Origin of the sequence: Fuerstiella marisgermanici, from assembly GCF_001983935.1 — a bacterium.
Classification (GTDB): Bacteria; Planctomycetota; Planctomycetia; order Planctomycetales; family Planctomycetaceae; genus Fuerstiella; species Fuerstiella marisgermanici.
Genome location: NZ_CP017641.1, coordinates 1798168 through 1810339 on the forward strand (window position 1 = coordinate 1798168; position 12172 = coordinate 1810339).

Below are 12172 nucleotides of genomic sequence, written 5' to 3' on the forward strand. Positions count from 1 at the left end.
GACTTGGGGCAGACATCGGAATAGAGGTTGATGCAGGCGTTTCGGGCATCACAGGTGCTCCACTTTCAGGATCGGTTCCACTCTGTCATACCGAAACACCGGGCCGTCCTTGCACACGAATTCGGGGCCAAGCTGGCAATGCCCGCAGAACCCAACCGCACAATTCATGTTGCGTTCCAGTGAGACCCACGCGTTCGCTTTGCTCAACCCACGACTCAACGCCGTCCGGATGGTATACCACATCATGACTTCGGGGCCGCAGGTCATTAGCACGGTGTCCTCGGGGCGTGGGATGGACAACCGTTCAAGCAATGCGGTGACAACGCCCACATGCCCGTGCCAGTCTGCAGACGCTCGGTCGACCGTGCGTTTGACCGTGATCGAGTCTTCCCATGCTGCGGTCTGTTTGGGGTAGAGCAGGCCGTCGGACGATCGTGCTCCATAAAGCAGGGTAACGTTTCCGTAGCGTTCGCGATTGGCGAGAACTTCGTAGATCACGGGACGCAATGGCGGCAATCCAATGCCGCCCGCTACCAGGATCAGATCCTTGCCAACGCATTGTTCAACGGGCCACGACGATCCGAATGGGCCGCGTAGCCCCAGGGAATCTCCAGCCCTTAGGTTCGCAAGAGCCTGAGTGACGTTGCCGGCAACTCGGATGGTATGCGGCAATTGGCGAGGACTGGCTGGGTCACCGCTGATTGAAATCGCCGCCTCGCCAACGCCCGGCATGTACAGCATATTGAACTGTCCGGGGAGAAACCTGTAGCGCTGGGCGACCTCGGGATCGTCAATCGTCAGGTCGTATGTCGCGACATCGGGCCCTTCGCGGGTGATGCTGGCGATCGTTGCATTCCATGTCAGCCATGGATCGTGGCGAGCCACTGTCGTTGACGGAGTCATTCGGTGTTCTCCGCGACCGTGGTCTGTCCAGCAGCGGTTATGTCTGACGGTGAACTGCGAATCGCCGCCACTTCTTCCGTCAGGTCGATCCCTGGCGGACACCATGTGATACAGCGTCCGCAGCCAACGCAACCAGACTGGCCGAATTGATCGTGCCACGACGCCAGCTTATGCGTCAACCACTGCCGGTAGCGACTGGCGATGCCGTTGCGGACAACACCGCCGTTCATGTAGCTGAAATCGATGTTGAAACAGGAATCCCATTGACGTTCGCGTTCGACATGTTCGCCGCTCATATCGGGCACTTCCTTCACTGTCGAACAAAAACAGGTGGGGCACACCATTGTGCAATTCGTGCAGGACAAGCAACGCTTTGCCACTTCGTCCCATTGATCGTGCTGCAGATTGCCCAGCAGCAGGTTGCGAATGTCGGTTGTGTCCAGCGACTTTGTGATTTGATCAACGGCGTTTTGACAGGCTGCATTAGCGGCTTTCGAATGGTGTTCGACAAGCGGTTGCGTTTCAAGCTGGTTCAGAATCTGCATTCCGGAATCACTACCTGCCGCCACTACGAATCCGTCTGTGATTTCAGTCAGGCAAAGGTCAAAACCGGTGCGGCACTTTGGCCCGGTGTTCATCGATGTGCAAAAACATGTGCTGGCAGCTTGAGTGCAATTCACCGCGACGATGAAAGCGGTCTCGCGGCGTTTTTGGTACATCGGATCGACATAGGGACCATTCAGGAAGACTCCATCCTGAACGTCTATCGCTGCCAGTTCGCAGGCTCGCACACCTAAGAACGCATATCGAGGTGGTGATTCCTGCGGCGCGTCCATCTGCCAGCGTCCGTAAACTTTGTCGGCTGTGGCAACGGTTGCTGCGGGCGGAAAAAGAAATTGCTTCCACGAATGCGGTCCGACCACATAGCCAAAGTATGCGTCGTCGTCGCGACGCTGCAGTCGATACGTTCCTGGCCCCTGCACGTCTGTCCAACCGCGAGGCAAGTCATCAATAGACGTGACTTCGTCGTACACAATCGCTTGCTGCTGAATCGTCGGCCCAATCACGGTACGACCATCTTCGGCCAATACATCCAGTAATGTTTGCAGAGCGGTCGTCGGCAGAAAGCGGCCGTTACTGAAGTCTTCGTGAACGCCTGCTGCCGTGGATTCAGTCATGAGCAACCACCCCCGACAGCTTGCCCGGAGCCGGCCGGGGTTCCTTAAAAAGATCCAGCATCTGTAGGCGCGTTCCCTGAAGTCGCTTAGCCAGAGCGCGGGCCACCAGGTCCATGACGGCATATCCCAAAGCCGGGTCGTCGTCGCACGCTTTCCGGAGCGTTGTTCCCGGGATGTTCAACAGTTGAGCGTCCTTAAGCACCGTGGCTGTGGCCGTCATGATGCCATCACCAACAATCGCCGACCATCCCAGAAGATCGCCGGATCCCAGTGTCAGCAACCGCACGTTGCCTCGCAGCGGCACATGCATATCCAGAGCCACGCTGCCGCTGCACACCACCGCAAGATGGTCGGCTGTGGACGCTTCTTTGAAGATCACTCTACCGGCTGGAAATCGTTCCGTTGTCGCCAGCTCGGCCAATCTCTTTAGATGATCGTCACTCAACCCGACACCGAGCGAGGAAGTACTGAGCTGATGAAGTGTGTCTAACGCTGGCACAGCGACCTGCCTTTCGAGTACCGCTCCCTTGAGCGGGATCTGCAATGATTGTGCCGCAGCCCCGCGAATCTCGCCTCACCATTTTGATCACGCCTGGCTGGTTCCGCGAGCCCGCTAATGGACAGACTCCACCAATGGACCTGAGCGGATTCGCACGCAAAGCGCAATTCGTGACAATGTCGCACGCCTGCCACATGCCATCGCCACCGTGCAACTTTGTCAAGTCGTTGCGATATCACATCCGATCCGCGACGGCACACGGCTTGCTCCGGTTCAGCTTCTACGAACGCCATCATACATGAAACGGGACAACTTCGTTTTGGAGGATCGCTCATGCTGCCTCGATTTCAACACATTCTGGTGCCCGTCGATCTCACGCCAAAGAACCGCGTAGCGCTGGATATTGCGTTCGAACTGGCCACGGACAACAAAGCAAGAGTATCGCTGTTGCACGTGACTCAAACTATTAACACCGCTGATGAGACACTGGCATTCTATGACCGGCTTCAGCAGCGCGTACGCGACGATCTGGAATCGTTGTCTCAGCGTTTTTCAGATGCTGGCCTCGCGGTAGAAGTCAAAGTGCCACTCGGTCAGCCGCTAAAGGAAATCGTGTCCTTCGCAGCGACACATCAGGTTGATCTTATTGTGATGTCGTCTCACCCCGTCGATAAAGAGGACCTGCTGCAAAGTTGGGGCACGCTTAGTTATAAAGTTTCGGTCGCCTGTCCATGCCCGATACTGCTGATGAAGTAACGTGCAAATGTTTCATAATTCTGCGGAATACAACGCGACTGTGACGGACGTTCGGCGAGTTCAAGACGACCTGATGATCATGCAGGTTGAACCTGATGACGGGCCGCTTAAATATCAACCGGGGCAGTATACAACGCTGGGATTACTGACCGACGAACGTCGAATCGGAGACGTCGCACATTCTGAAGCTCCGCACCAGCAGCTCATTCGCCGAGCGTATTCAATTAGTTGTCCGATTCTGGACGAGCATGGGAAGCTGCTGCCACGCGAAAGCAGGCGCTATCTGGAATTCTATATCGCGCTGGTGCGAAAGGAGTCCGACGATCCGCCGTCACTAACACCGCGCATCTTTGCAATGGATGCTGGACATCGCATTTTTGTAGGAACAAAGGCCAAGGGGACTTACACGCTTAGCCCCGTGCAGTCCGACAGCGATGTGCTGTTCTTCGCGACGGGGACTGGAGAAGCACCGCACAACGCCATGATTCATCAATTGCTGAGTCGTCAGCACGCGGGACGAATTGCGTCTTTCGTTTGTGTGAGGCACCGCCGTGATCTTGCCTATCTGAACACTCATCGTGAGCTTGAGAAGCGATATCCGAATTACCGCTACGTCACGCTGACGACTCGCGAGCCCGAGAACGTCGACGTTCAGCACCCCGACTATGTGGGCAAGCTGTATCTGCAGCAGATGTTTTTGAAGGATCGCCTGCAGCAGCTGATCGGCTGGGTCCCCGATCCAGCGAGGTCTCACGCCTTTTTGTGTGGCAGCCCGTCCATGATCGGAGCTCCCAAACGCGAACCTGGTAGCGACTATTCGTTTCCCGATCCGAAAGGCATGGTTGAAACGCTAATCGAGCACGGCTACCGCCTCGACCGACCTCGTGACGCTGGGAACATTCACTATGAACGTTATTGGTGACAAAACGGCATCAGGATTGCTGTAGCTTCCGGCATCCCTCAATCAGGAGCCCTCCATGGATCAGCAAGCTGTGACGATCGACGGCAACGAAGCCGCCGCGAATGTTGCTTACGCCGTCAGCGAGGTCATTGCCATTTATCCCATCACGCCCGCGTCTCCGATGGGAGAACTGGACGACGTATGGGCGGCGCGCGGGCGAAAAAACGTGTTCGGCAGCGTGCCGGATGTGATGGAAATGCAAAGCGAAGGCGGCGCCGCTGGGACGGTTCACGGTTCTTTGCAGGCAGGAGCTCTTACGACGACGTTCACCGCGTCGCAGGGGCTGCTGCTGATGCTGCCCAACATGTTTAAAATCGCCGGAGAACTGACTCCCGCCGTCTTTCATGTGGCCGCTCGTACTATGGCAACGCATGCCTTGTCCATCTTCGGGGACCACAGCGATGTTATGGCGGCGCGCATGACAGGCTGGGCGATGTTGTGCTCGGGCAGTGTACAAGAGTCGCACGATATGAGCGTAATCGCACATGCTGCGACGTTGAAATCGCGTCTGCCCTTCCTTCATTTCTTTGACGGGTTCCGAACTTCTCACGAATTAAACAAGATCGATCTGCTGCCGGAAGACGCCATTCTGCAGATGATGGATCGAGATGCCATACGAGCGTTTCGGGACCGAGCCCTCACACCGGATCGTCCGGTATTGCGTGGAACAGCCCAGAACCCTGACGTTTTCTTTCAGGCTCGCGAAGCCGCAAACCCATTCTACAACGATGCGCCGGAGACCGTGCAGCAGGTCATGGATCAGTTTGCGGAACTCACCGGGCGATCGTATCACCTGTTCGATTATGTCGGAGCCGACGACGCGGAGCGCATTGTCGTGATGATGGGTTCGGGCAGTGGAGCCGCCGAAGAAGCGGTGGCAGCAATGAACGCTGCCGGCGAAAAAGTCGGGCTGGTACGAGTCCGGTTGTATCGCCCGTTTGATGTTGCGCGATTTGTTGATGTGATTCCCGCCAGCGTAAAACACATCGCCGTGTTGGACCGCACCAAGGAACCCGGTGCCGTTGGTGAACCGCTATATCAGGACGTCGTCGCCGCACTGGCAGAACGCTGGGCGCAGGCGAAGGGCGGTATGCATCCGATGCCGATGGTAACAGGCGGGCGGTACGGTCTGTCGTCGAAGGAGTTTACTCCGGCCATGGCAGCGGCGACACTGGATGAACTCAAGCAAGCCGCGCCGAAGCAGCATTTTACCGTCGGCATCACCGACGATGTGACTAACCTGAGTCTTCCGGTCGAAGCTGATCGCTTTACCGAATCGCCAGACGTGCGGCGGTCTGTTTTCTACGGTCTCGGTAGTGATGGCACGGTCGGAGCGAACAAAAACTCCGTCAAGATCGTGGGCGAAAACACTCCGTTGCACGCTCAAGGGTATTTCGTTTATGACTCAAAAAAGGCCGGAGCGGTTACGGTTTCACATCTGCGGTTCAGCCCTCAGCCGATCCAGTCGACGTACCTGATCCAACAGGCGGACTTCGTGGCCTGTCATCAGTTTCAGTTTATGAACACGCGTGACGTGCTGTCGGTGGCTGAGCACGGTGCCACGTTCTTATTGAATAGCTCCTGGGGTTCAGACGACGTCTGGCAACACCTGCCGCAGGAGGCTCAGCAGCAAATCCTGGACAAACAGTTGAAGTTCTATGTGATCGACGCCTACAAGCTGGCTCGCGACGCCGGACTGGGAGGCCGCATTAACACCGTGATGCAAACCTGCTTTTTTGCGTTGGCCGACATTCTGCCGAAGAATGAAGCCATTGAACGCATCAAAGACGCGATCAAAAAATCCTACGGCAAGAAGGGTGAGAGCCTGATTCGCAAGAACTGCGAAGCCGTCGATCAAACTTTGCAGGCACTGCAGGAAGTCACTGCGCCAGCGGCCGCTAGTTCAACAACGCGACGGCAAGTCGCCGTGCCTGATCACGCTCCGGACTTCGTGAAGAAAGTGACGGGCGTGATTTTGTCCGGCATGGGCGATCGGCTACCTGTGAGTGCGTTGCCGGTCGATGGCACGTTCATCACGGGAACGGCGAAGTTTGAACGCCGAAGTATCGCGCAGGACATTCCCATCTGGGATCCGGACATCTGTATTCAGTGCGGCCTGTGTGCCTTTGTGTGCCCTCATGCCGCGATACGCTCGAAAGCGTTTGAAGCCTCTGCCGTGAACAACGCTCCGTCCGTTTTTCAAACGCTGGAAGTCAGCGGAAAAGATCTGCCAGAGCATCGCATGACAATTCAGGTGGCTCCTGACGACTGCACGGGATGCGGAGTGTGCGTGGAAGTCTGCCCGGCTCGTAGCAAGGAAGTGGCAAAGCACAAAGCGATCAACATGGAACCAAAGGTTGAGCACCTTGCAGACGAACGTGAGAACTTCGAGTTCTTCCTGTCCATTCCCGAAATCGATCGTTCCACCGTGCGGCACGATCAGATCAAAGGGACGCAGTTGCTGCAGCCATTGTTTGAATATTCCGGAGCTTGTGCTGGCTGTGGAGAAACTCCTTACCTGAAACTGTTGACTCAGTTGTTCGGTGACCGCCTGTTGATCGCCAACGCCACCGGGTGTTCGTCGATTTATGGTGGCAACCTGCCCACCACTCCTTATGCCACCAACAGCGAAGGCCGCGGTCCCGCGTGGTCGAATTCGCTGTTTGAGGACAACGCCGAATTTGGGCTGGGTATGAGAATGGCGGTAACTCACCAGCAAAATAACGCCCGTGATCTGTTGCAACGCATGCGAATGCAGGTTGACGTGAAGCTGGCGGAGGAAATTCTGAATGCACCGCAAAACACGGACGACGAAGTTCAACTGCAGCGTCAGCGGGTAGATATCCTGCGAGAAAAGCTGACGACCATGGGCACTGCTGACGCAGACGAACTGTTGGCGTCGCTGAATTATCTGGTGCAGAAAAGCGTGTGGATTGTCGGCGGAGACGGCTGGGCCTACGACATCGGCTTTGGGGGCCTCGACCACGTGATGGCGTCGAACAAAGACGTCAACGTGCTTGTTCTGGACACAGAAGTCTATTCCAACACGGGCGGTCAGGCGTCGAAGTCAACCCCGCGAGCCGCCATTGCGAAATTCGCATCCGGAGGCAAAACGATTCGCAAGAAGGATCTGGGCATGATCGCTGTCGACTACGGACATGTATACGTGGCGAAGATATCGATGGGATCGAACCCGAATCAGGCGATCAAGGCCTTCAACGAAGCCGAATCGTATCACGGCCCATCGATCATTCTGGCATATAGCCCGTGCATTGCTCACGGCATCGATATGTCGCAAATGATGGTTCGCGAAAAAGACGCTGTTGCCAGTGGCTACTGGCCGCTGTACCGCTACGACCCACGCCTGGCTCACGAAGGCCAGCACGCGTTCCAGCTCGACAGCCGCAAGCCGCGCATGTCGTTCCGCGAATTCGCGCAGAAGGAAGCTCGCTTCGCGACACTAACACGCACGAATCCTCAGGAAGCCGAGCGTTTGTTTACGCTGGCTCAGGAAGACATCAAAGACCAGTGGAACTTCTACGAGCAAATGGCCGGGATGAACCGTGAGATTGCAAGCGTGGAGGGATAAACCGTCCGACACCCAATCACATCCCCCGCCGGCCAAATCCATTCGATGGCGTCCATTTACTAACGAATCGGGAAATCACATGAGCACTGTCAATCTTTCCACCGACTATCTCGGCATGCACCTCAAAAATCCACTGGTTGCATCGGCGAGTCCCGCGAACGCCAACGTGGACATGCTGAAGGATCTCGAACATGCCGGTATCGCTGCCGTGGTGATGCCGTCATTGTTTGAAGAGCAGGTTGAATTTGAAGAATTTCAATTTGGTTCCTTGCAGGAATACGGAGCTGAATCCTTCGCCGAAGCTGCCACGTATTTTCCCGAAATGGACGACTACAACACGGGAGCCGACCAATACCTGCGCATGATCGAGAAGGCGTGTGATGCTGTCGACGTCCCGATCATTGGCAGCCTGAACGGAGTCACCAAAGGCGGGTGGACACGCTATGCAAAAAAAATCGAATCGGCCGGAGCGAGTGCTCTGGAATTTAACATGTACTACCTTCCCACAGACGCCAACGTCGCAGCGGCTCAGATCGAAAACAACTATCTGGATCTCGTTTCGGAAGTGAAGTCTCAGATCAGCATTCCCCTGGCCGTGAAAGTTGGGCCGTACTTCAGTTCGCTGGCCAATTTCGCAAAGCGATTAAACGAATGCGGGGCAGACGGGCTCGTGTTGTTCAATCGTTTTATGCAGCCGGACATCAATCTGGAAACCATGGAAATTGATGCTCGAATCGATCTCAGTCACGCCAGCGAAATGCGACTTCCACTTCGCTGGATTGCCATCTTACGCGGCCAGATACAGGCGTCATTGGCGGCCACGTCCGGGATCCACGACCACAAGGGTATGGTGAAACTGCTGATGGCCGGGGCTGACGTTACCATGATTGCCAGTTCGATTTTGCGACGTGGGCCGGACATTGTGAAGACCATGCTGGACGAATTGCAACTCTGGTTGAACGAGCACGGCTACAAGTCGGTGTCCCAATTTAAAGGCGGCATGAGCTACAAAAACTGCCCGGATGCCGCCGCCCTGGAACGGTCCAACTATATGAAGGCGCTGACGTCATATACCGGCCCGTATGTTTAGAACCCTCCACTGATGGTCATAAAAACCTGCCCGGCCGCGACAACAGAGTTCCTGTTGCATTCCGCTGGCGATTGCCTGCGAAATGCCTGGTCTACCTGGGCTAACCTGCTGGCAAACTGGTTATTGGGTCGCATTGAGTTTGGCTGTTGTCTCAACCAATTGAGCAACTACAGCTTCGATCCGTTCTGCGACCGCACTGTCACGTATCGAACCGTTCTCGTCGAAGGCTTCATGAGCTGCTGAAACGGCAACCTGGCCTGGTACGACAAACGTTCCGATGCTGCTGAGAATTGAGCGGACGTGGACCAACCCGCGCAAGCCGCCGAGTTGCCCCGGTGAGGCACTCAGCAATCCCGCCACTTTACCTGTGAATGCCGCCAACCGTTGCTCACCTTCACGTGGTCGAGATACCCAGTCGATCGCATTCTTCAATAGTGGTGTGATGGAGCTGTTGTATTCCGGGCAGGCGAGCAGCAGCCCCTGATGTTCCTTCATCAGTTTGAACAGCTGCGTTGCCCCTTCCGGCGGGCCTTGTTCAGCTTCCAGGTCTCCGTCGTAAAGAGGCATGGCGAAGTCGCGAAGATCGATCAATGTGACGTCGCCACCAAGCTTGCGAGCCTGGTCGGCAGCGAACGTGACCAGCTTCTTGTTGAAGGAGTCACGCCGCGAACTGCCCGAGAATGCCAGAATCTTTGCGGTCATTAATCTTTCTCCTCCGTGAAATCGTTCATGAATTGCGTTTCCGCTTCTTTAATTGTTTTTCAACGGTCCTGCCCCACGCTTCCATCGCCAGTAGCACAGATTCGAGAGACCGGCCGAGCGGCGTCAGTGAGTATTCGACCTTCGGCGGAATTTCGCCAAAGTCCTTGCGATTCACGACGCCGTCGTCTTCCAGTTCTCGCAGTTGTTTTGACAGCGTTCGAGCAGAAATGCTGCCGAGGCACCGAGTCAGCTCGCCAAAACGCTTCGTGTCCTCAAGCAAAAAGTCAATGATCAACACTTTCCACCGTCCGCCGATGATTTTCAAAGTCGTTTCGACCGGGCAACTCGCCGCTTTTGCCTTGATTTTTCCGGCCATCGTGCTGCCCAAAGTAACCTAAATGTAACTACTAACCATTTGGCCCGTACTTGCATTATGAATTCGTGCGGCGTAGAAATCAAGGCGTCAAATGGTTCGCGGTTTTGTTCTTTTGAAACACGTCGCGTCGCTGTTTGCGTTTCTCGTTTCACCATCACGCAGGAGACCGAAAATGGCATCAACAAATGGAATGATCGACCCGGACGATGTTGTCATGTTGCTTATCGATCACCAAAGTGGATTGTTCAACACGGTGCAGGACGTCCCTGTGCCGGATCTGCGAAACTACGCGATTGCTTTGGCCAAGACTGCGTCCCTGCTGAAGATCCCCGTGGTGACGACCGCGTCAGTTCCCGATGGCCCGAACGGGCCGCTGATTCCGGAAATTCACCAATACGCCCCGCACGCTCAGTTCATTCCGCGGACCGGGCAGATCAACGCGTGGGACAATCCGCCGTTTGTCGAAGCGATCGAAAAGACGGGCCGCAAGACGGTCGTGATCGCTGGCACGCTGACAAGTGTCTGCATGGCGTTTCCGGCAATCAGCGCAATCGATGCGGGCTACAAAGCGTACTGTGTTGTCGACGCTTCCGGCAACTGGAGCAAGATGGCGACCGACATAACAATCGCACGCGTCGCACAGGCCGGCGCGATTCCGATGGACACGTTCGCTATGGTTGCTGAGCTGATGCGGACCTGGAACCGTGCTGAAGGATCACAGTTCGGAGCAATCATCGCAGAACACATAGTGCCCACCTACAAGTGCCTGATGGAAAGCTACGACAAGGCTCAGGCGGTGGTCAAGGATGGACCTGAAACCATGATGGACAAGTTCCAATAACTGAATTCAAATTAATCCGTTGTCATCACCAAACGGGAGATCAAGTCATGGAAAAGAAGCTTAAGAAGATCGTTCGCGACATTCCTCAACACTGGGTTGGTGACGGATTCCCTGTGCGCAGCCTGTTTTCTTATGGTGGTGGCAACGAGTTTGATCCGTTGCTGCTGCTGGACTATGCAGGACCACATGAATTCGAGCCCGACCAGGCCAAACGCGGTGTTGGTGAGCATCCGCACAAGGGATTTGAAACTGTCACGATCCTGTATCAGGGAGAGTTGGAACATGCAGATTCCAGTGGCGGTCACGGAACGATTGGACCTGGCGATGTGCAGTGGATGACGGCGGCGTCCGGGATTGTTCATGAAGAATTCCATAGTCGTCGCTTTGCCAAAGAAGGCGGAGTGCTGGAAATGGTGCAGCTTTGGGTGAACCTACCCGCAAAGGACAAGGCTTCTCAACCAAAGTATCAGGACTTACGCGACAAACAGTTTCCTCGAGTCTCATTGCCAGGCGACGCAGGAACAGTTCGTGTGATCGCCGGTGAGTTCATGGGGCAAACCGGTCCGGCCAGCACGTTTACTGCAGTCAACGTTTGGGATATGCAGTTGGCAGCTGACGGCAAGACTGACGTACATGTACCAGATGGTCATACCTGCGTGTTCATCGTTCAAAAAGGCAGCGTCAGAATCAATGGAGAAGCGGTCGAGGCTGTCGAATTGGCGCAGTTCGAACGTGAAGGAAGTATTGTTACGCTCGAATCCGACTCAGCCTCGCGAGTTCTCGTGTTGACCGGGCAGCCTATTGGTGAACCTGTCGCTGGTCAGGGACCATTCGTCATGAACACTCGTGACGAAATCCAACAAGCGATGCGAGACTATCAAGCCGGAAAAATGGGCCACCTGGCGTAGCGAATCGTGAGGCAATTAGTGTCTCGCAGCAAAACATAGGTCGAGCGGACAGAACGGGGCCGCTCGACCTTCTTTCATTGAACGGCGATTGCATTCTCCAGCGCGTTGTTAACATTTGCCTCGAATGAATCCCGGGCAACACAATTGTATAGTTGAAATGCGTCGAACAACTCCAGCAATTCTGGCTTAAGTTTGCCGCGCTAGCCAGGAAGTCGTCATCGACCAGTTTGAAGCAATAGGGAGCGAATCATAGCAATCTCAAAAGAGCCCTCGGCTAAATTCAGCTTAAAGGACCATCTCTTCAATAAAGATCGCGTCGAGTATTTGGCCAGCCTGTTGAGTCCGGTGGTTGAAGGCTTCGACGCGAGC

At 55.4% G+C, this 12172-nt stretch carries 11 protein-coding genes; 6 read left to right on the forward strand and 5 right to left on the reverse strand.

Annotated elements, in window-relative coordinates; all coding sequences use genetic code 11:
• Positions 1 to 48: 48 nt before the first annotated feature.
• Genes Fuma_RS06715 through Fuma_RS06725 form a run of 3 tightly spaced genes read right to left on the reverse strand, consistent with a single transcriptional unit; the run spans position 49 to position 2580 of the window.
• Complete coding sequence (locus Fuma_RS06715; protein WP_077023451.1) at positions 49 to 903, reverse strand: FAD/NAD(P)-binding protein; 855 nt, start codon at positions 901 to 903, stop codon at positions 49 to 51.
• Positions 900 to 2081, reverse strand: a complete 1182-nt coding sequence (locus Fuma_RS06720; protein WP_083731860.1) for a 4Fe-4S dicluster domain-containing protein — start codon at positions 2079 to 2081, stop codon at positions 900 to 902. The genes Fuma_RS06715 and Fuma_RS06720 overlap by 4 nt, the downstream gene beginning before the upstream one ends.
• Positions 2074 to 2580 (reverse strand): cyclic nucleotide-binding domain-containing protein, encoded by a 507-nt coding sequence (locus tag Fuma_RS06725; RefSeq protein WP_077028150.1) that lies wholly within the window; start codon positions 2578 to 2580, stop codon positions 2074 to 2076. Before Fuma_RS06725 ends, Fuma_RS06720 begins: the two co-directional genes overlap by 8 nt.
• Positions 2581 to 2913: 333 nt before the next feature.
• On the opposite strand from Fuma_RS06725, the gene Fuma_RS06730 reads away from it, so the two are divergent.
• The 4 genes from Fuma_RS06730 (at position 2914) to Fuma_RS06745 (ending at position 8976) form a co-directional block, all read left to right on the forward strand.
• Positions 2914 to 3336 (forward strand): universal stress protein, encoded by a 423-nt coding sequence (locus tag Fuma_RS06730; protein WP_077023452.1) that lies wholly within the window; start codon positions 2914 to 2916, stop codon positions 3334 to 3336.
• A gap of 7 nt (positions 3337 to 3343) precedes the next feature.
• Positions 3344 to 4258, forward strand: a complete 915-nt coding sequence (locus Fuma_RS06735) for a ferredoxin--NADP reductase (protein ID WP_077023453.1) — start codon at positions 3344 to 3346, stop codon at positions 4256 to 4258.
• A gap of 55 nt (positions 4259 to 4313) precedes the next feature.
• Complete coding sequence (gene nifJ, locus Fuma_RS06740) at positions 4314 to 7886, forward strand: pyruvate:ferredoxin (flavodoxin) oxidoreductase (RefSeq protein ID WP_077023454.1); 3573 nt, start codon at positions 4314 to 4316, stop codon at positions 7884 to 7886.
• A gap of 79 nt (positions 7887 to 7965) precedes the next feature.
• Complete coding sequence (locus tag Fuma_RS06745) at positions 7966 to 8976, forward strand: dihydroorotate dehydrogenase-like protein (RefSeq protein ID WP_077023455.1); 1011 nt, start codon at positions 7966 to 7968, stop codon at positions 8974 to 8976.
• Between the two features lie 120 nt (positions 8977 to 9096).
• On the opposite strand, the gene Fuma_RS06750 is transcribed toward Fuma_RS06745, so the two are convergent.
• Positions 9097 to 9678 (reverse strand): NADPH-dependent FMN reductase, encoded by a 582-nt coding sequence (locus Fuma_RS06750; RefSeq protein WP_077023456.1) that lies wholly within the window; start codon positions 9676 to 9678, stop codon positions 9097 to 9099.
• Between the two features lie 25 nt (positions 9679 to 9703).
• Positions 9704 to 10054 (reverse strand): winged helix-turn-helix transcriptional regulator, encoded by a 351-nt coding sequence (locus Fuma_RS06755; RefSeq protein ID WP_083732549.1) that lies wholly within the window; start codon positions 10052 to 10054, stop codon positions 9704 to 9706.
• A gap of 172 nt (positions 10055 to 10226) precedes the next feature.
• On the opposite strand from Fuma_RS06755, the gene Fuma_RS06760 reads away from it, so the two are divergent.
• Together Fuma_RS06760 and Fuma_RS06765 are read left to right on the forward strand one after the other, a co-directional pair.
• Positions 10227 to 10895, forward strand: coding sequence for an isochorismatase family protein (locus Fuma_RS06760; protein ID WP_077028152.1), 669 nt, complete (start codon positions 10227 to 10229; stop codon positions 10893 to 10895).
• A gap of 47 nt (positions 10896 to 10942) precedes the next feature.
• Positions 10943 to 11803, forward strand: coding sequence for a pirin family protein (locus Fuma_RS06765; RefSeq protein WP_077023457.1), 861 nt, complete (start codon positions 10943 to 10945; stop codon positions 11801 to 11803).
• Positions 11804 to 12172: the final 369 nt, after the last annotated feature.